Origin of the sequence: Citrobacter sp. S46_ASV_140, assembly GCF_018919545.1 — a bacterium.
In the GTDB taxonomy this organism is placed as follows: domain Bacteria; phylum Pseudomonadota; class Gammaproteobacteria; order Enterobacterales; family Enterobacteriaceae; genus Citrobacter; species Citrobacter braakii.
In genome coordinates this window covers 1-17,261 of the sequence record NZ_JAHLRC010000074.1, presented here as the reverse complement: position 1 = coordinate 17,261, position 17,261 = coordinate 1, and the positions used below count along the sequence as shown (strand labels likewise).

The 17,261-nt window shown below is 52.7% G+C and carries 18 protein-coding genes; 9 read left to right on the top strand and 9 right to left on the bottom strand.

The window, feature by feature from the left end; translation table 11 throughout:
- A partial coding sequence (locus KQJ19_RS16845) for an aryl-sulfate sulfotransferase N-terminal domain-containing protein (RefSeq protein ID WP_216403882.1) occupies positions 1 to 475 on the bottom strand: 475 nt, incomplete at its 3' end.
- Positions 476 to 872: 397 nt separating this feature from the next.
- Here KQJ19_RS16845 and KQJ19_RS16840 point away from each other — a divergent pair.
- Positions 873 to 1,049 (top strand): hypothetical protein, encoded by a 177-nt coding sequence (locus KQJ19_RS16840; RefSeq protein WP_049283279.1) that lies wholly within the window; start codon positions 873 to 875, stop codon positions 1,047 to 1,049.
- A gap of 65 nt (positions 1,050 to 1,114) precedes the next feature.
- Here the strand turns inward: KQJ19_RS16840 and zupT are convergent, their stop codons facing one another.
- Complete coding sequence (gene zupT, locus KQJ19_RS16835) at positions 1,115 to 1,888, bottom strand: zinc transporter ZupT (protein WP_016157488.1); 774 nt, start codon at positions 1,886 to 1,888, stop codon at positions 1,115 to 1,117.
- Positions 1,889 to 2,035: 147 nt separating this feature from the next.
- Here zupT and ygiD point away from each other — a divergent pair, with 147 nt between their 5' ends.
- Positions 2,036 to 2,824, top strand: a complete 789-nt coding sequence (gene ygiD, locus KQJ19_RS16830; RefSeq protein ID WP_131380106.1) for a 4,5-DOPA dioxygenase extradiol — start codon at positions 2,036 to 2,038, stop codon at positions 2,822 to 2,824.
- Positions 2,825 to 2,911: 87 nt separating this feature from the next.
- On the opposite strand, the gene KQJ19_RS16825 is transcribed toward ygiD, so the two are convergent.
- The 3 genes from KQJ19_RS16825 to tolC form a co-directional block, all read right to left on the bottom strand.
- The gene (locus KQJ19_RS16825; RefSeq protein WP_016154522.1) at positions 2,912 to 4,072 is read right to left on the bottom strand and encodes a glutathionylspermidine synthase family protein; all 1,161 of its coding nucleotides are present in this window, start codon (positions 4,070 to 4,072) and stop codon (positions 2,912 to 2,914) included.
- A gap of 5 nt (positions 4,073 to 4,077) precedes the next feature.
- The gene (locus KQJ19_RS16820) at positions 4,078 to 4,755 is read right to left on the bottom strand and encodes a DUF1190 family protein (RefSeq protein WP_016154521.1); all 678 of its coding nucleotides are present in this window, start codon (positions 4,753 to 4,755) and stop codon (positions 4,078 to 4,080) included.
- Positions 4,756 to 4,902: 147 nt separating this feature from the next.
- Positions 4,903 to 6,381, bottom strand: coding sequence for an outer membrane channel protein TolC (gene tolC, locus KQJ19_RS16815; RefSeq protein WP_100250039.1), 1,479 nt, complete (start codon positions 6,379 to 6,381; stop codon positions 4,903 to 4,905).
- Positions 6,382 to 6,580: 199 nt separating this feature from the next.
- Here tolC and nudF point away from each other — a divergent pair, with 199 nt between their 5' ends.
- The 5 genes from nudF to parE are packed head-to-tail and all read left to right on the top strand — an operon-like array spanning position 6,581 to position 10,986.
- Positions 6,581 to 7,213, top strand: coding sequence for an ADP-ribose diphosphatase (nudF, locus tag KQJ19_RS16810; protein ID WP_016154519.1), 633 nt, complete (start codon positions 6,581 to 6,583; stop codon positions 7,211 to 7,213).
- The gene (locus KQJ19_RS16805; RefSeq protein WP_016154518.1) at positions 7,210 to 7,632 is read left to right on the top strand and encodes a DUF1249 family protein; all 423 of its coding nucleotides are present in this window, start codon (positions 7,210 to 7,212) and stop codon (positions 7,630 to 7,632) included. The genes nudF and KQJ19_RS16805 overlap by 4 nt, the downstream gene beginning before the upstream one ends.
- A gap of 24 nt (positions 7,633 to 7,656) precedes the next feature.
- The gene (gene cpdA / locus KQJ19_RS16800; protein ID WP_016154517.1) at positions 7,657 to 8,484 is read left to right on the top strand and encodes a 3',5'-cyclic-AMP phosphodiesterase; all 828 of its coding nucleotides are present in this window, start codon (positions 7,657 to 7,659) and stop codon (positions 8,482 to 8,484) included.
- The gene (gene yqiA / locus KQJ19_RS16795; protein WP_003024575.1) at positions 8,484 to 9,065 is read left to right on the top strand and encodes an esterase YqiA; all 582 of its coding nucleotides are present in this window, start codon (positions 8,484 to 8,486) and stop codon (positions 9,063 to 9,065) included. Before cpdA ends, yqiA begins: the two co-directional genes overlap by 1 nt.
- Positions 9,066 to 9,093: 28 nt before the next feature.
- Positions 9,094 to 10,986, top strand: coding sequence for a DNA topoisomerase IV subunit B (parE, locus tag KQJ19_RS16790; RefSeq protein WP_003024571.1), 1,893 nt, complete (start codon positions 9,094 to 9,096; stop codon positions 10,984 to 10,986).
- Between the two features lie 100 nt (positions 10,987 to 11,086).
- Here parE and KQJ19_RS16785 read toward each other — a convergent pair whose 3' ends face one another.
- The 4 genes from KQJ19_RS16785 to qseB form a co-directional block, all read right to left on the bottom strand.
- Complete coding sequence (locus KQJ19_RS16785; protein ID WP_016154515.1) at positions 11,087 to 11,401, bottom strand: putative quinol monooxygenase; 315 nt, start codon at positions 11,399 to 11,401, stop codon at positions 11,087 to 11,089.
- Positions 11,402 to 11,431: 30 nt separating this feature from the next.
- Positions 11,432 to 12,013 carry an NAD(P)H-dependent oxidoreductase gene (locus tag KQJ19_RS16780; protein WP_019077693.1) on the bottom strand — a complete coding sequence of 194 codons (582 nt, stop codon included), beginning with the start codon at positions 12,011 to 12,013 and terminating at the stop codon, positions 11,432 to 11,434.
- A gap of 109 nt (positions 12,014 to 12,122) precedes the next feature.
- Positions 12,123 to 13,472, bottom strand: coding sequence for a quorum sensing histidine kinase QseC (gene qseC / locus KQJ19_RS16775; RefSeq protein WP_216403881.1), 1,350 nt, complete (start codon positions 13,470 to 13,472; stop codon positions 12,123 to 12,125).
- Entirely contained in the window at positions 13,469 to 14,128 is a 660-nt protein-coding gene (gene qseB / locus KQJ19_RS16770) for a quorum sensing response regulator transcription factor QseB (RefSeq protein ID WP_049283275.1), read from the bottom strand. The genes qseC and qseB overlap by 4 nt, the downstream gene beginning before the upstream one ends.
- Positions 14,129 to 14,280: 152 nt before the next feature.
- Between qseB and KQJ19_RS16765 the strand changes: the two genes are divergently transcribed.
- The gene (locus KQJ19_RS16765) at positions 14,281 to 14,676 is read left to right on the top strand and encodes a YgiW/YdeI family stress tolerance OB fold protein (RefSeq protein WP_016154511.1); all 396 of its coding nucleotides are present in this window, start codon (positions 14,281 to 14,283) and stop codon (positions 14,674 to 14,676) included.
- Positions 14,677 to 14,794: 118 nt separating this feature from the next.
- Positions 14,795 to 17,053 carry a DNA topoisomerase IV subunit A gene (parC, locus tag KQJ19_RS16760; RefSeq protein ID WP_103284240.1) on the top strand — a complete coding sequence of 753 codons (2,259 nt, stop codon included), beginning with the start codon at positions 14,795 to 14,797 and terminating at the stop codon, positions 17,051 to 17,053.
- Positions 17,054 to 17,261: the final 208 nt, after the last annotated feature.

Sequence of the window (17,261 nt, the reverse complement as noted above, 5' to 3'; positions counted from 1 at the left end):
GACGGTCTTCAAAGCCAGGTGCGACCTTAATAACGTTTGTTTGCTGTAAATCGGAAATAGAACGGTTATCCATGTAGTGATTAACGATGGCAGATGTTTGCACCACGTAATCTTCCTTGATGGCCTTGCCATTTTCTTTATATTCAACAGTGACCTTATTAGCGAACTTTTGATAAAGGCCAAAAATAGGAACCCCATCGTAGGTGGCGAGGGATTCTTTGCCGACGGTATAGGTAATTGGGACTCCTTTTTCACCTTTACCATGAACGGTAACTTTAACATCCGAAATAACGTGACTATCTAATTCAACCAGTGCGGTAAGAGGGGCGTTTCCGTATGGGTCAACGACTATCGCACCCAATTTTCCTGCGGGCTGGGCTGGTTGGAAACCTGCGGCAAATGAATTCCCTGCGGCAAAGCCAAACGTCAGTGCAAGCGTTCCGGCTAGAAGTGTTTTTCGGTACTGTGTAAACATGGATATATCTCCTTATATTATCTTTAAATATAACAGTGCTGAATATATTATGTTTTTACGATGTGAATATAATAAAAAATGGTATTGCTGATGCTAATTTTATGGTGAATATATTAATATTGATGAAATGTATTATTTTGCAGGTGCTAATTTTTATTATTTTGGGGATGGTATGAGTGCGTTATTTTAAGGGCAATATTTATTATTGCGCAGTGTGATCTTGTCGACATTGTTTTATTTTTTATAACGGTGTTAACTATTTGCATAGCTGCTGGTTTATATGATCGAAATCATATATTTGTTTCTGGAATATGCCACTATAGGAGTATGTCAGAATAAGGTTGTGTAAAATTTTAACGTTAAATGTTTAATGATGTTAAATTTTAAGGGTAAAAGAATGTTTATCGCCTGGTACTGGATTGTATTAATTGCACTCGTTGCAGCTGGTTATTATTGCCATATGAAGCGTTATTGTCGGGCATTTCGGCAAGACCGGGATGCATTACTCGAGGCGCGAAACAAACTCTTTCGTCGTTCTGGCGAAGATAACAGCGCGGTTAAGGAACAGGAATAGTCCTTCACGTTCTGCTATGGATGAGCGGATGCTGTAAATTAGCAGGGTGGCATCCGCCCTCTGAATTAGCCGATCCCCATGGACTGGAGGATGACAAGACTTAACCCCATCACCGACATTCCACAAAGTACCCCATAGCTGGGATTATTATTCGGGTCGATCTCTTTTGCCAACGGCATTAGCTCATCGACGGACAGCGCCACCATAATTCCTGCGACTGCTGCCATTATTGCCGCCATCACTACCGGTGAGATCAGGCTTCCCAGAATTAACCACGCCAGTACGCCGCCCAGGATTTCCGCCATGCCCGAGATCCCGGCCCAGAATATCGCCGTCCGTTTGGAGCCCGTGGCTGCATAGACTGGACCCGCAACGGCTAATCCTTCAGGAATATTGTGTAATGCGACGGCAAGGGCAATACCAAAGCCCAGCTCGAGGTTGCTGCTGGCGGTAACAAACGTCGCTATCCCTTCCGGGAAGTTGTGCAGGCTAATGCCGAGCGTTAATAAAATCGCGGTACGTTTAATGGAGCCGGGCAGAGGCCGCGTGGTTTTCTGTACCAGATCCTGAGGGTGCGCGTGCGGCAATAGGCGGTCCAGGCCAAAGTATCCCAGTAAGCCAACGATAAACATTCCGTAGCCCAATACCGGCGACATGCCTTCAGCAGCCAGTGCGGCTGGGAGCATCTCCATCAGTGAGATCAGTAACATAATCCCTGCGGCGAAGCCTAACGAAAAGGCGAGCACGCGGTTGGAGGGTTTTTGCCCTAACACGCCGAGAAATGCGCCGATAAACGTGGCGGCACCTGCCAGTAAAGTCAGAAGTAAAGGTACTGACATCGACAAATAAAACTCCTTATCAATCTGCTGTCCGGATTGGATCGTCAAAATAACTGATGATCTTCATCATGGTTATCTGAGTTCTTCATCAGCCGAATAAGCGTATTGTGGTGGTATCAAAATGACTCCCTCAGTAAGGATATCATCATGTCTTCAACTCGTATGCCAGCATTGTTTTTGGGCCACGGTAGCCCGATGAATGTTCTGGAAGATAACGTTTATACCCGCGCCTGGCAGCAACTGGGGGAAACGTTGCCGCGCCCGAAAGCTATTGTGGTGGTCTCGGCGCATTGGTTCACTCGTGGCACGGGCGTGACGGCGATGGAAGCGCCTAAAACAATCCACGATTTTGGCGGTTTTCCACAGGCGCTGTATGACACCCATTACCCGGCTCCTGGATCACCGGAACTGGCGCAGCATCTGGTTGACTTGCTGGCCCCGGCGCCCGTTACCTTAGACAAAGAGGCGTGGGGTTTTGACCACGGTTCATGGGGCGTGCTGATCAAGATGTACCCGCATGCGGATATTCCGATGGTGCAGCTGAGCATTGACAGTACCAAACCTGCAGCCTGGCATTTTGAAATTGGCCGCAAGCTGGCGGCACTGCGTGATGAGGGCATTATGCTGGTAGCCAGCGGTAACGTGGTGCATAACCTGCGCACTGCGCGTTGGCACGGTGAGAACACGCCATATCCGTGGGCGACCTCATTCAACGAATATGTTAAAGCAAACCTGACATGGCAGGGACCGGTTGAACAGCACCCGCTGGTGAACTATCTCGATCATGAAGGGGGATCGTTATCGAACCCGACACCGGATCACTATCTGCCGCTGCTGTATGTATTAGGTGCCTGGGATGGCAAAGAGCCGGTGACTATTCCTGTTGACGGTATTGAGATGGGAAGTTTGAGTATGTTGTCGGTGCAGGTCGGATGATAAATGCGCCCGATGGCGCTGCGCTTATCGAGCCTACAGTTCGTGCTGTAGGCCGGGTAAGACGCAGCCACCACCCGGCACTCTCAGTCATTCGACAAAAATATGCGGATAGAAACGCGAGAGATCCTGCGTGATCAACGCGCGGTCTTCGCGAATGCCGATGCCAGCTGGTTGATCGTTGATTAGCCAGCTGCCGATCAACATATAGCTGTCGCCAAACTTCGGTAGCTGGTGGAATTGCTGCACGATCATACCTTCTTCGCCGTACGGCCCTTCCACTGCTTCGATCGTTTTACCGTTTTCGATAATGGAAACGTTCGCGCCTTCACGTGAGAAGATCGGCTTTACGACGAATTTATCCATCTGAGGATAGTCATCTTCGGCGAAATACGCAGGCAGCAGATTCGGATGATCCGGGAACATTTCCCACAACAGCGGTAATAACGCTTTGTTGGAGATGATGCTCTTCCAGGCTGGTTCCAGCCAGCGAACGCCAGCGTCTTCCAGCTTGGTGGAGAACATTTCGCGCAGCATGAATTCCCACGGATAGAGCTTGAACAGGTTAGCTATGACCTGATCTTGCATATCCGTGAACTGACCTTTTTCACCAAGACCAATATCTTCGACATAGAGGAATTCAGTGGCGATTTCAGCTTCGGCAGCGCAATCCTGCAGATACTGGATCGTTCCGCGGTCTTCCACCGTATCGCGACAACAGGTCAGATGTAGCAACTGAAAACCATACTGCTCACGCAGCTCGGCGAAACGCTCGATCAGCTTTTCCTGCAGACTGTTGAATTGATCGCTGCCTTCCGGCAGGTTGCCTGCATTGAGTTGGTCCTCCAGCCAGATCCACTGGAAAAACGCAGCTTCGTACAGTGAGGTTGGCGTATCGGCGTTGTTTTCTAACAGCTTAGGCTCGCCCGTACCGTCCCACGCCAGATCGAGACGCGAATAGAGCGACGGCTGCTGTGTCTGCCAGGACTGGCGGACAAAGCCCCAGGTATGCTTCGGAATGCGAAACTTGGTCATCAGCTCATCGCTGGCGATGACCCTTTCCACCACTTTGAGACACATTTGATGCAGCTCTGCGGTGACCTCTTCCAGCTTTTCGACCTGAGCAAGCGTGAGCTTATAATACGCATCCTCACACCAGTACGGCTCGCCGTACATAGTGTGAAAGTTGAAACCGTATTCGGTGGCTTTATCGCGCCAGTCCGGGCGCTCAACAATACTGACTCTTTCCATGACGATCAGCCGCCCATTGAACGAGTGGTAGTACCGCTTGCGCTACGCTGCATGGTGCTCTGTTTAGCCACAGATTCGCCAAATCCGCCGCGGGTTACGGTAGAGGTGGTAGCCGGTTTCGGCGCCATGGCGGTTTTCGGTACGGTCATGGTGCGACCCGGCGTTGCGGCGCCGTAGTTTTTGCCGCCGGCATCCGTATATTTGCCGTATGCCGGGCTGGCCGGATTTTTCGAGCTGAACAGCGGCTGCTGAGCGCCCATACCGCCACCCATCATGCGGCCCATCATATAGCCTGCCATTAGCGGCATCCAGAAGCTGCCGCTGCTTTGATTCTGCGCCTGAGCCTGGCCTTCACCGGTCGGCGCCATGCCCGCTTGTGCAGGTGCCTGTTGGCACTGGCCTTCGCCGAATTCAGCGATACAGTCTTCGCGAGTGGCGTATTTTGGCGCGGTGCGTTCAGCTTCTTTCAGCGCATTGTTAAACGCGGTGGTACATTCGGCGCTTTTACCCGGATTAGCTGCAGAGCAGTCGTCCGCGTTCTGATAAAGCGAAACCGTTTCGTCACTCTTTTCACAGCCCGCGAGCATAAAAACAGCGGTAACTGCCAGAGCGACAGGAGTCAGGTGGCGCGCGCTCCAGCTTTTGCGGAACGAGGCGTGATGTATAGATTTTGTCCGTTTCATTTATGTCTTCCAGGACCCAGTGGTAACTCTGCTCAGAATAGAGGATGACTGGTCGAAATTGAAGCGGGAAGAGGCGAGAATGCGGAAGAAGGGGCGGATCTTTACGTTGCCTTACGTTCAGACGGGGCCGAAGCCCCGTCATCAGCATCAGTTACGGAACGGGTTGTTACCGTTGCTGCTGGTTGAACGTGCAGCCGTTGGTTGAGCCGCAGGCATATTGCCGTTGCTGTTAAAGTCATTCACAGCGGCATCTTGCTGCGGATTTTGCGGCGCTACGTTATCCGGAGAAGTCGGAATCGGTTTACCCAGCGTATTATTCAGCGCCACCAGATCCTGCTCGTTCAGCGTACCGAGCGCAGATTTGACGTTAAGCTGGTTGATAAGATAGGTATAACGCGCATTCGCCAGTTGCTGCTTGGCGTTGTACAGCGTGGTGGTGGCATCCAACACATCCACGATGGTACGGGTACCTACGGAATAGCCTGCTTCCATCGCATCTAAAGAGCTTTGGGCAGAGACAACCGCTTGTTTGTACGCATTAATGCTACTGATGGAAGCATTAATGTTGTTGAACGAAGAACGCACGGTTTGCACCACGCTGCGGTGCGCGCTTTCCAGTTGTTCGCTCGCGCCAACAAAGTTGTACTGCGCTTGTTTCACCTGCGAGTTAACCATCCCACCCTGGTACAGCGGCAGCGAGAAGTTCAGACCGATTTTGTTCTGGCCCATGTTGCTGTCGTCGTACTGGGAGGTGTTGGTTTTCGACCCGTTGTAGGAGGTGTCAGAAACGCCGGTAGAGGCGGTCAAACCCAGCGTCGGTAAGTGACCATCCTGCGCCAGACGAATCTGTTCACGCGCCAGATCCTGGCTCAAACGCGCCTGCAATAATGAGAGGTTGCGGTTTTCTGCTTCTTTCAGCAGCGCGTTCACCGCTTGCGGTTTGTTGGTTTTAAAGCCATCAACGTTCAGCGAAGCCAGTTCCGGGTAGTAGTTACCGGTCACCTGGCGCAGCTGTTCTACCGCGTTGTCGAGATTGTTACGCGCGGTAACTTCGTTCGCCAGTACGGTATCGTATTGTGAACGGGCGTTCTGTACGTCAGTGATGGCGACCAGGCCCACGTTAAAACGCTGTGTGGTCTGATCTAACTGACGATAGACCGCATCTTTCTGTGCCTGAGTGTAAGACAGCACGTCAATCGCGTTCAGTACGTTAAAATAAGCGGTAGCGGTATTCAGGATCAGCGTTTGCTGATCGGTCTGATACGTTACGTCCTGGATGCCTGCTGATTTTTCTTGCAGCGTCAGGGCACGCCATTTAGACATGTCGAACAGCGTCTGAGTCAATTGTAATGACGCGCTGGTTGCGTTGGAGTTGACGCCATTTGCATCACGGTAGCCATTGCTGTAGGTGTAATCGGCACCTAAACCTAGTTGCGGCAGTAATGGGCTACGCGCTTCGTTAATTTTTTCGAATGCAGCATCGCGATCGGCGGCGGATTTACGCAATTCCGGGTTGCTCAGGCGTGCTTGCTGATAAACCTGCATCAGGTTTTCTGCCTGGCTCAAAGTAGTGAACCCCGACAGGCTCAGGCCGATAAGGATGGGGAGCAATTTCTTCATTTGCATTCCTTGTTGTGAAGCAGTATTTAGCGCTGATCAAATTGTAAAAATATTTGCTGATTCTAGCAGAATCCGCCACTTCAAAAAGTTGGCGTTACGTGCCATACGGCGTTAATTTGCATCAATTTAACACAAGGGCGTTCAAACATCAGTCAAACGACCTTGAAATTCACATTTTAATCACTATTGGTTTCAGGACAGCACAATGCGTAAACCAGACAACTTGCCAATGACTTTCACTAAAAATGATGTAGAAATTATTGCACGAGAAACGCTATACCGCGGTTTTTTTTCACTGGATCTTTATCGGTTCCGCCATCGCCTGTTTAACGGCGGTATGAGTGGTGAGGTAAAGCGCGAAATTTTTGAGCGCGGACACGCGGCAGTCTTGCTACCCTTTGACCCTGAGCGGGACGAAGTTGTTCTGGTCGAGCAGATCCGTATCGCAGCGTTTGATACCAGCGAAAGCCCGTGGCTCCTGGAAATGGTGGCCGGAATGATTGAAGAGGGCGAAACCGTTGAGGATGTGGCTCGTCGTGAAGCGATGGAGGAGGCTGGGCTGGAAGTTAAACGTACCAAGCCCGTTCTGAGCTATCTGGCAAGCCCTGGCGGCACCAGTGAGCGCCTGTCTATTTTAGTTGGCGAAGTGGACGCCACGACCGCGAGCGGGATCCACGGTCTGGCTGATGAAAACGAAGATATTCGTGTTCATGTGGTGAGCCGGGAGCAGGCTTATCAATGGGTTGAAGAGGGGAAAATCGACAACGCGGCTTCTGTCATCGCCTTGCAATGGTTACAGCTGCACTATCAAGAGTTAAAAACTGAGTGGAAAAAATGAAGCGTTACACACCTGACTTCCCTGAAATGATGCGCCTGTGCGAAACCAACTATTCGCAATTGCGCCGTCTGCTGCCGCGTAATGACGCAGCCGATGAAACAGTGAGCTATCAGGTCGCAAACGCACAATATCGGTTAACGATCGTTGAATCGACCCGATACACTACGCTTGTCGCGATCGAACAAACGGCACCCGCGGTCACTTACTGGAGCCTGCCGTCATTGACAGTCCGCCTGTATCATGACGCGAGGGTGGCTGAAGTGTGTTCGAGTCAGCAGATCTTTCGCTTCAAAGCGCGGTATGATTATCCAAATAAAAAGTTGCATCAACGCGACGAAAAGCATCAAATTAATCAGTTTCTGGCCGACTGGTTACGGTACTGTTTAGCACATGGAGCGATGGCGATTCCGGTTTATTAGCGTCGTGAAACCTAAGGACACCATTTGGAAAGCCTGTTAACCCTTCCTTTGGCTGGTGAGGCCAGAGTCAGGATCTTACAAATTACAGACACTCACCTGTTTGCCGAAAAGCATGAAACGCTGCTGGGTGTAAACACCTGGGACAGCTATCAATCCGTACTGGATGCAATACATGCAGAGTCGCCTGAATACGATCTGATCGTCGCGACTGGTGATTTGGCGCAGGACCAATCCGCTGCGGCCTATCAGCATTTTGCTGAGGGCATCGCAAGCTTTCGTGCGCCCTGCGTTTGGCTACCGGGCAATCACGATTTTCAGCCGGCAATGTACAGCGCGCTACAGGACGCGGGGATCTCACCCGCTAAACGCGTCTTTATTGGTGAACAGTGGCAAATCCTGTTGCTGGACAGCCAGGTGTTCGGCGTTCCCCACGGTGAATTAAGCGAATTTCAGCTCGAATGGCTGGAACGTAAACTTGCCGATGCGCCTGAGCGCAATACTTTGCTGCTTCTGCATCATCATCCTCTGCCGGCAGGCTGTAGCTGGCTCGATCAGCATAGCCTGCGTAATGCCGCAGAGCTGGATAACGTGCTGGTGAATTATCCTCGTGCCAAGTATTTGTTGTGTGGGCATATTCATCAGGAACTGGATTTGGACTGGAACGGACGCCGCCTGCTGGCGACGCCGTCGACCTGTGTGCAGTTTAAGCCACACTGTTCCAACTTCACGTTAGATACCATCAGCCCCGGCTGGCGGACGTTGGAGCTTTTTGCTGACGGGACGTTGCAGACTCAGGTACGCCGTCTGCAGGGTAATCGGTTCCACCCTGATACCGCTTCAGAAGGCTACTGATGTCTACGCTTCTTTATCTTCACGGATTTAATAGTTCTCCTCGTTCGGCGAAGGCATGTTTGCTGAAAAACTGGCTGGCGGAGCATCATCCGCACGTTGAGATGATCGTACCCCAACTGCCACCGTATCCGGCCCAGGCCGCAGAGATGCTGGAATCGATCATTCTTGAACATGGCGGAGAGTCGCTGGGAATTGTCGGTTCCTCACTAGGAGGCTATTACGCCACCTGGCTGTCGCAATGTTTTATGCTGCCCGCGGTGGTGGTGAACCCTGCTGTCCGACCTTATGAACTGCTGGTCGACTATCTCGGTCAAAACGAGAACCCCTACACGGGGCAGCAATATGTGCTAGAGTCACGCCATATTTACGATCTTAAAGTCATGCAGATTGACCCGCTGGAAGCGCCGGATTTGATCTGGCTGCTTCAACAAACGGGCGATGAAGTGTTGGACTACCGCCAGGCGGTGGCGTATTACGCCTCCTGCCGCCAGACAGTTATTGAGGGCGGAAACCACGCATTCACGGGCTTCGAAGATTATTTCAACCCGATTGTCGATTTCCTTGGACTGCACAGTTTCTGACGATCAATTCGAATTGCTTATTTAAACCATGACGCAAACTTATAACGCTGATGCCATTGAGGTACTCACTGGGCTTGAGCCGGTACGCCGTCGCCCGGGGATGTACACCGATACAACCCGTCCGAACCATCTTGGACAGGAAGTGATTGATAACAGTGTGGATGAAGCACTGGCGGGCCACGCAAAACGCGTGGACGTGATTTTACATGCCGACCAGTCTCTGGAAGTTATTGATGATGGCCGCGGCATGCCGGTAGACATTCACCCTGAAGAGGGCGTTCCGGCGGTAGAGCTGATCCTCTGTCGTCTGCACGCGGGCGGTAAGTTCTCCAACAAAAACTATCAGTTCTCTGGTGGTTTACATGGGGTGGGGATCTCCGTGGTCAACGCCCTGTCGAAGCGTGTGGAAGTGAATGTGCGCCGCGACGGGCAGGTGTACAACATCGCGTTTGAGAACGGCGATAAGGTGCAAGATTTACAGGTTGTCGGTACCTGCGGTAAACGCAATACCGGAACCAGCGTGCACTTCTGGCCGGATGAAAGCTTCTTTGACAGCCCGCGTTTTTCCGTTTCGCGCTTAACGCACGTACTGAAAGCCAAAGCTGTGCTGTGCCCAGGCGTTGAGATCACCTTTAAGGATGAGGTCAATAACAGTGAACAGCGCTGGTGCTACCAGGATGGCCTGAATGACTATCTGAGCGAAGCGGTAAATGGCCTGCCGACGCTGCCGGAAAAACCGTTTATCGGTAATTTCAGCGGTGAAACAGAAACCGTGGACTGGGCGCTGCTCTGGCTGCCGGAAGGCGGCGAGCTGCTGACTGAAAGCTATGTGAACCTGATCCCAACCATGCAGGGCGGTACGCACGTTAACGGCCTGCGCCAGGGTTTGCTGGATGCAATGCGCGAGTTCTGTGAATACCGCAATATTCTGCCGCGCGGTGTGAAGCTGTCGGCGGAAGATATCTGGGATCGCTGTGCTTACGTGCTGTCAGTAAAAATGCAGGATCCGCAGTTTGCCGGACAAACCAAAGAGCGCCTCTCTTCGCGGCAGTGCGCGGCATTCGTCTCTGGCGTGGTGAAAGATGCTTTCAGCCTGTGGCTGAACCAGAACGTGCAATCAGCCGAACTGCTGGCTGAGATGGCGATTTCCAGCGCCCAGCGTCGTCTGCGGGCGGCGAAAAAAGTGGTGCGTAAAAAGTTGACCAGCGGTCCGGCGTTGCCGGGGAAACTGGCGGACTGTACCGCACAGGATCTTAATCGCACCGAACTGTTCCTCGTCGAAGGTGACTCGGCGGGCGGATCGGCTAAACAGGCGCGCGATCGTGAATATCAGGCGATCATGCCGCTGAAAGGTAAGATCCTCAACACCTGGGAAGTTTCTTCCGATGAAGTGTTGGCCTCGCAGGAAGTTCACGATATTTCGGTGGCGATCGGCATCGATCCGGATAGTGATGATCTGAGCCAGCTGCGCTACGGTAAGATCTGTATTCTGGCGGATGCGGACTCCGATGGTTTGCATATCGCCACGCTGCTGTGCGCGCTGTTTGTGAAACACTTCCGTACGCTGGTGAAACACGGTCACGTCTATGTGGCGCTGCCGCCGTTATACCGTATCGACCTCGGTAAAGAGGTGTATTACGCGCTGACGGAAGAAGAGAAAGCGGGCGTGCTGGAGCAGTTAAAACGCAAGAAAGGCAAGCCGAACGTGCAGCGCTTTAAAGGTCTGGGTGAAATGAACCCGATGCAGCTGCGTGAAACCACGCTGGATCCGAATACCCGCCGCCTGGTGCAGCTCATCATCGATGACGAAGACGATCAGCGTACCAACGCAATGATGGATATGCTGCTGGCCAAGAAGCGTTCTGAAGATCGCCGTAACTGGTTGCAGGAGAAAGGCGACCTGGCGGATCTCGAAGGGTAATTGACCGTGAATGCCTGGTGGCGCTGGGCTTACCAGGCCTGAGGATTGCAATATAAGCCGGATACGTCTGTTTATGGCGTTATCCGGCAAATCGACAATCTTAAATGCCAGACTCCAGAATACGAATACTCATGTCCAGCACGTCGCCTTTCACGGCTTCGCTATAGGCTTTCATATGCGGTGTCTGCAAATGCGCTTCAAGATGCGCAATGCTTTCCCACTGTTCAACCATCACGATTGAGTCCGGGGCTGTGGTCTGAAAACTGACGCCAGCAGCATGATCGACCATCGGCGCGTAGCCGTGGCAGCCTTCTTCTTTCAATACGGTTGGAACGATTTTAGCGAATTGATCCAGTACCGCCTGGCGGTGATGTTGACCTGGACGTGTACGGATTTCTGCAATAACGGTAAGCATGGTTAACTCCTTCTAATTCCAGGTTACCAGTTAACCAAAAATTTCGTTCAGATGCTTGCGATATTCTGCGATATAACGCGGGACGTCCGGCATTTTAATCACGTCATTGGTGATAAAGGTCGGCAGCGCTTCCATTCCCAGGAACTGGTTTGCTTTATGGAACGGGAGATAAACGCCATCAACGCCAACGCCATGGAAGAACTGATCTTTTTCAGTAAAAGCTTCCATCGGTGCGTTCCAGGTCAGTGACAGCATGTATTTTTTGCCCTGAATCAGCCCACCGGAGCCGTATTTTTTAGACGCATCTGAACGCGTGCGACCATCGCTGGCGTACAGCGTACCGTGACCTTCGGTAAACACGTCATCAATGTATTTTTTCACGGTCCACGGCGCACCCATCCACCAGCCAGGCATTTGCCAGATAACCACATCGGCCCAGACGAAGTTCTGTACTTCATCAGGAATGTCATAGTCGCTGTCGGCGCGCACGATTTTAACATCATGCCCGAGGTCGCGCAGAAGGCCATCCGCGACCTCGGTCAGGGTGTCGTTTAACTGACCGTTGGAGTGGGCGAATTTTTTCGCACCATTGATAATCAGAATGTTGCTCATTTTGTGTCCTCAGGGAAATACCTTTGAAGACGATTTTACCCCTACCAGCGACGCGGTGAAATTAGCAAAATGTGCAAAGTCTTTTGCTATTTGAGCAATAATAACGCAATTACCAACTGACCTTCGCTTCAAAGCCACCTTGCGGAGCGTTGCCAAACGAGGCTGACATTCCATGCAATATTGCGATACGGCGGACAATCGATAGGCCAAGACCGCTGCCGGTCACGCTTTGTCCCGGTGGACGATAAAAGCGTTCCCCGATGTGCGTCAGGACCTCTGGCGCAACGCCAGGACCATTATCCTTGACGCTAAAATTACGGGCGTTGAGCGTCACTTCCACAATGCTACCCCGCGGGCTGTAGCGGATCGCATTATCCAGCAGATTTCGTACCATCAGGCTCAGTAACAGCGGCTGTCCTGTGCGCATGATGTTATGCGCGTTAATCTGCAAACGCACGTCGATGTGCGCCTGCTGGGCTGGATGGTAGATATCCATCACCGCGGATTGCAAAAGCTCCTCCAGCGAGATTTTCGCCACATCCTGAAGATTGTCGAGGGAGTCGAGGCGTGAAAGCGTCAGTAACTGATCGACCAGTCGGGTGGCGCGTTCAATTCCCGCATGCAACTGTACCAGCGCTTTTTCCCGCGTTTGCGGGTCGTCGTCTGACAGTTGCACCACTTCCGTTTGTACTTTAAGCGCGGTCAACGGGCTGCGCAGCTCGTGGGCAGCATCAGAAGTGAAGCGCCGTTCGCGGACCATCATGGAATGGGTGCGGGTAAACAACTGATTGAGCGATTCAACCAACGGGCGCACTTCGCTAGGTACACCTTTCGGATCGAGCGGCTCTTCCGATTCCGGTGAGCGCCAGCGCAGAGCCTGCGCCAGTTTTTTCAGCGGCCTGAGTTCACGGCTAATCATGACCACCAGGATTAGCAACATCAGCGGCAGCGCAATCAACCACGGTGTTAACTGGGCGGTGACGATCGACAGCGCCATATCCTCTCGATACTCCCACTCCTGGCCTACCACAATGCGGTATTTGCCGTCAGCGGAATTCAGCCACAGAAAACGCCATGCGTCGTTGTCCCCCTTGAGTTGGCCATCGGTAAAGCCTTCGCGGGTGTAGCTGTAGGGAATGTCCTGGCCGTTGTCGCCATCGTGCAATACCATTTTGCCGTCGATGGTGAAGATGGCAAACGTCAGCGCGTCGTCATCAATATGGCCGTGCTTGAGCTTCTTCGGCGTGCGAGCCATATTGCTTGAGGTGGTGACGTCGCTGATATCCAACGTGCTAAGCCGCTTGGCGAACAACATCAGTTGGGTATCAAACAGCTCATCGACATTGTCGGTGGTCTGCTTCCAGGCTACAAAGCTCGAAACGGCCCAGGTCGCTGATGCCAAAATCAGAAAAATAAGCGTTAGCCTGACGCGCAGGCTGAGGCGTTGTGTGAGTTTCATGCGTCACCCAAGGTGTAGCCAATGCCATGCACGGTACGGATAAAGTCGCTGCCGAGCTTACGGCGTAAGTGATGGACGTGTACCTCAATCGCATTGCTGGAGACGGTTTCGTCCCAGGTATACAGTTTTTCTTCAATCAGTTTGCGGGGCAGGACGCGACCCTTATTGCGCATCAGCAGCTCCAGTAGAGCGAACTCTTTGGGTTTGAGAGACAAAGGCTCATCTGCCGACGTGGCAACCAGCGCGCCGGGATCGAGCGTCACCTGACCATGGCGCAATATGTTGCTCGCCTGGCCGCTGGCACGGCGCACCAGTGCCTCCAGTCTGGCGGCAACTTCGATCAGCGCAAAGGGTTTGCACAGATAGTCATCCGCGCCGAGACGCAGACCCTCAACGCGTTCCGCCAGCGCGTCGCGAGCGGTCAGAATCAGCACTGGCTCCTGCTTCCCGTTGGCTCGCCATTCGCGCAAGATGTCCCGTCCGTCGATGCCTGGCAGCGTCAGGTCGAGGATCACCGCATCATAAGGGGCGCTGTAGAGCGCTTCTTTCCCCTGGCGACCCTCGGTAAACCAGTCGATGCTGAAACCCATTTTACTCAGACCTGTTTTCAGGCCGTCGCCGATCAACGTGTCATCTTCGATCAGTAAAATACGCATATGTTCTTCCCTGCAGCCGCTCTCATTAGCGTCAGTAAACCTTGTGACTACAGCCTCTGTACAGCAAAAAAAGTATCTTTTTTTGCCTTAAGAACTTGTTAAGGATTAACTTATTTAATAGTCGTAAACCAAAATGAAAGGGAGACATGACGATGAAAAAATTAGCTGCAATGGTTGCCGTAATGGCACTGTGTTCCGCACCTGTTCTGGCAGCGCAGCAGGGCGGTTTCTCTGGACCGACAACCACCACGCAAAGCCAAAATGGCGGATTTGTCGGCCCGAATGGTAGCAGCGCGACGGTAGAAAGCGCCAAATCACTGCGTGATGACACTTGGGTTACCCTGCGCGGGAACATCGTTGAGCGTATTTCCGACGACCTGTATGTGTTTAAAGATGCGACCGGCACGGTGAATGTGGATATCGACCACAAGCGCTGGAACGGCGTAACCGTCACACCGCAGGATGTGGTTGAAATCCAGGGTGAAGTGGATAAAGACTGGAACTCCGTTGAAATCGACGTGAAACAGATTACCAAAGTTGCCAAATAATCCCCATCAGGGCCGCACTCGTGGCCCTTTTCTTTGTGACTCAACACGCCAGATAGGGTAGTATCTGCGGCAATATTGCCCTTCAATAGAGGGGTACAAAGTTGAGGAACCACGATTAATGAGCGATATGGCAGAGCGCCTGGCGCTGCATGAATTCACGGAAACCGCCTATCTGAACTACTCCATGTACGTCATCATGGACAGGGCGTTGCCGTTTATTGGCGATGGTTTGAAACCCGTTCAGCGTCGCATCGTGTACGCGATGTCCGAACTGGGGCTGAATGCCAGCGCCAAATTTAAAAAATCCGCCCGTACCGTCGGTGACGTACTGGGTAAATACCACCCACACGGCGACAGCGCTTGTTATGAAGCGATGGTGCTGATGGCGCAGCCGTTCTCTTACCGTTATCCGCTGGTCGACGGGCAGGGGAACTGGGGGGCGCCGGACGATCCGAAATCCTTCGCGGCGATGCGTTATACCGAATCCCGCCTGTCTAAATATGCGGAAGTTCTGCTGGGTGAACTCGGCCAGGGAACGTCGGACTGGGTGCCAAACTTCGACGGCACCATGCAGGAGCCGAAGATGCTGCCTGCGCGTCTGCCAAATATTCTGTTGAACGGCACGACCGGTATTGCCGTTGGTATGGCGACGGACATTCCGCCACACAACCTGCGTGAAGTGGCGAAAGCGGCGATTACCCTGATTGAGCAGCCGAAAACGACGCTGGATCAGTTGCTGGACATCGTGCAGGGGCCGGATTACCCGACCGAAGCGGAGATCATTACCTCGCGGTCGGAGATTCGTAAGATTTACGAAAACGGACGCGGCTCCGTACGTATGCGCGCGGTATGGACGAAAGAAGACGGCGCGGTGGTGATTTCCGCGCTGCCGCATCAGGTTTCCGGGGCAAAAGTGCTGGAGCAGATCGCCGCTCAAATGCGCAATAAAAAGCTGCCGATGGTAGACGACCTGCGCGACGAATCGGATCACGAAAACCCGACCCGTCTGGTGATTGTCCCGCGCTCCAATCGTGTGGATATGGAGCAGGTGATGAACCACCTGTTTGCCACCACCGATCTGGAAAAAAGCTACCGCATCAATCTGAATATGATCGGTCTTGATGGTCGTCCGGCGGTGAAAAATCTGCTGGAGATCCTCACCGAATGGCTGGCGTTCCGCCGCGATACCGTACGTCGTCGCCTGAACTATCGTCTGGAAAAAGTGCTTAAACGCCTGCATATCCTTGAAGGTTTGCTGGTGGCGTTCCTCAACATTGACGAAGTGATCGAAATTATTCGTCATGAGGATGAACCTAAGCCCGAGCTGATGTCGCGGTTTGGCATTTCTGAAACCCAGGCTGAAGCCATTCTTGAGCTGAAATTACGCCACCTTGCCAAACTCGAAGAGATGAAAATCCGCGGCGAGCAGGATGAGCTGGCGAAAGAGCGCGATCAGCTGCAAGGCATTCTGGCTTCCGAGCGTAAAATGAGCAACCTGCTGAAGAAAGAGCTGCAGGCTGATGCCGAGGCCTATGGCGACGAACGCCGCTCTCCGCTGCAGGAACGTGAAGAAGCGAAGGCGATGAGCGAGCACGACATGCTGCCGTCAGAGCCAGTGACCATTGTGCTGTCCCAGAGTGGTTGGGTGCGTAGCGCGAAAGGCCACGACATTGATGCGCCGGGATTAAGCTATAAAGCGGGCGACAGCTTTAAGTCTGCGGTGAAGGGTAAGAGCAACCAGCCGGTGGTGTTCGTGGACTCGACCGGACGCAGCTACGCCATCGACCCGATTACGCTGCCGTCGGCGCGTGGACAGGGTGAACCGCTGACCGGGAAGCTCACGCTGCCGCCGGGCGCGACGGTTGAGCACATGCTGATGGAAGGCGACGATCAGAAACTGCTGATGGCATCCGATGCGGGTTACGGTTTTGTCTGCACATTTAACGACCTGGTAGCTCGTAACCGTGCTGGTAAGGCATTGATTACGCTGCCAGAAAATTCGCGCGTTATGCCGCCGGTTGTGATTGAAGATGAAACCGATATGCTGCTGGCAATCACCCAGGCCGGTCGCATGTTGATGTTCCCGGTAAGCGATTTGCCGCAATTGTCAAAAGGCAAAGGGAACAAGATTATCAATATCCCTTCAGCGGAAGCGGCGAAAGGCGAAGATGGCCTGGCGCAGCTCTACGTGCTGCCGCCACAAAGCACGCTGACGATCCACGTCGGTAAGCGCAAAATTAAACTTCGTCCTGAAGAGTTGCAGAAAGTGACCGGCGAGCGTGGCCGTCGCGGTACGCTAATGCGTGGTCTGCAGCGTATCGATCGCATTGACATTGACTCGCCTCGACGCGCCAGTCACGGCGACAGCGAAGAATAACGCTACCGTCCGGCTCTCCCTGTTTTAGCCCGGGGAGAGCCAACGTTAAAAATTCCCGTGAAACCGTTGTTTATTCGTGCATTGCGATTAACAATACGCTTTTCCAGAGAGCCGCCCTTAACAAAGCCCTAACCTGATACTGCGTGATGAATCAGGTGACGTAAAATGCCAGGCTCTTAGGCCTCAGAGGTTGTTATGCTATATATTT

Coding starts and splice junctions, on each gene's coding strand:
- KQJ19_RS16840 (WP_049283279.1), top strand. CDS start 873: ATGTTTATCGCCTGGTACTGGATTGTATTAATTGCACTCGTTGCAGCT.
- zupT (WP_016157488.1), bottom strand. CDS start 1,888: ATGTCAGTACCTTTACTTCTGACTTTACTGGCAGGTGCCGCCACGTTT.
- ygiD (WP_131380106.1), top strand. CDS start 2,036: ATGTCTTCAACTCGTATGCCAGCATTGTTTTTGGGCCACGGTAGCCCG.
- KQJ19_RS16825 (WP_016154522.1), bottom strand. CDS start 4,072: ATGGAAAGAGTCAGTATTGTTGAGCGCCCGGACTGGCGCGATAAAGCC.
- KQJ19_RS16820 (WP_016154521.1), bottom strand. CDS start 4,755: ATGAAACGGACAAAATCTATACATCACGCCTCGTTCCGCAAAAGCTGG.
- tolC (WP_100250039.1), bottom strand. CDS start 6,381: ATGCAAATGAAGAAATTGCTCCCCATCCTTATCGGCCTGAGCCTGTCG.
- nudF (WP_016154519.1), top strand. CDS start 6,581: ATGCGTAAACCAGACAACTTGCCAATGACTTTCACTAAAAATGATGTA.
- KQJ19_RS16805 (WP_016154518.1), top strand. CDS start 7,210: ATGAAGCGTTACACACCTGACTTCCCTGAAATGATGCGCCTGTGCGAA.
- yqiA (WP_003024575.1), top strand. CDS start 8,484: ATGTCTACGCTTCTTTATCTTCACGGATTTAATAGTTCTCCTCGTTCG.
- parE (WP_003024571.1), top strand. CDS start 9,094: ATGACGCAAACTTATAACGCTGATGCCATTGAGGTACTCACTGGGCTT.
- KQJ19_RS16785 (WP_016154515.1), bottom strand. CDS start 11,401: ATGCTTACCGTTATTGCAGAAATCCGTACACGTCCAGGTCAACATCAC.
- KQJ19_RS16780 (WP_019077693.1), bottom strand. CDS start 12,013: ATGAGCAACATTCTGATTATCAATGGTGCGAAAAAATTCGCCCACTCC.
- qseC (WP_216403881.1), bottom strand. CDS start 13,472: ATGAAACTCACACAACGCCTCAGCCTGCGCGTCAGGCTAACGCTTATT.
- qseB (WP_049283275.1), bottom strand. CDS start 14,128: ATGCGTATTTTACTGATCGAAGATGACACGTTGATCGGCGACGGCCTG.
- KQJ19_RS16765 (WP_016154511.1), top strand. CDS start 14,281: ATGAAAAAATTAGCTGCAATGGTTGCCGTAATGGCACTGTGTTCCGCA.
- parC (WP_103284240.1), top strand. CDS start 14,795: ATGAGCGATATGGCAGAGCGCCTGGCGCTGCATGAATTCACGGAAACC.